General features: G+C 65.3%; 1 protein-coding gene. It reads left to right on the top strand.

Annotated elements, in window-relative coordinates; translation table 11 throughout:
• Positions 1 to 819, top strand: an 819-nt coding sequence (gene tuf / locus VRZ08_RS25050; RefSeq protein ID WP_414534249.1) for an elongation factor Tu, incomplete at both ends; no start/stop codon positions are given.

Here is an 819-nt window from a genome sequence, read left to right as displayed (position 1 = left end):
CACTACGCGCACGTCGACTGCCCCGGCCACGCCGACTACGTGAAGAACATGATCACCGGTGCGGCGCAGATGGACGGCGCGATCCTGGTGGTGTCGGCGGCCGACGGCCCGATGCCGCAGACCCGCGAGCACATCCTGCTGGCCCGTCAGGTCGGCGTGCCGGCGCTGGTGGTGTTCCTGAACAAGTGCGACATGGTCGACGATCCGGAACTGCTCGAGCTGGTCGAGATGGAAGTGCGCGAGCTTCTGTCGAAGTACGACTTCCCGGGCGACGACATTCCGATCGTCAAGGGCTCGGCGCTGGCTGCGCTCGAGAACTCGGATCCGAAGCTCGGTCACGACGCGATCCTGGAGCTGATGCGCCAGGTCGATGCCTACATCCCGCAGCCGGAGCGTCCGATCGACCAGCCGTTCCTGATGCCGGTGGAAGACGTGTTCTCGATCTCGGGCCGCGGCACCGTGGTGACCGGCCGTGTCGAGCGCGGCATTCTGAAGGTCGGCGACGAAATCGAAATCGTCGGCATCCGCGACACGCAGAAGACCACCTGCACCGGCGTCGAAATGTTCCGCAAGCTGCTCGATCAGGGCCAGGCGGGCGACAACATCGGCGCGCTGCTGCGCGGCACCAAGCGTGAAGACGTCGAGCGTGGCCAGGTGCTGTGCAAGCCGGGTTCGGTGAAGCCGCACACCAAGTTCAAGGCCGAAGCCTACATCCTGACCAAGGAAGAGGGCGGCCGCCACACCCCGTTCTTCACCAACTACCGTCCGCAGTTCTACTTCCGCACCACCGACGTGACCGGTGTGGTGCACCTGCCGGAA

The sequence above is a fragment of the Rhodopseudomonas sp. G2_2311 genome (genome assembly GCF_047501505.1).
Lineage (GTDB): Bacteria > Pseudomonadota > Alphaproteobacteria > Rhizobiales > Xanthobacteraceae > Rhodopseudomonas > Rhodopseudomonas palustris_H.
The sequence above is the reverse complement of the archived record's forward strand: the minus strand, read 5'-3'. Positions and strand labels throughout refer to the sequence as shown.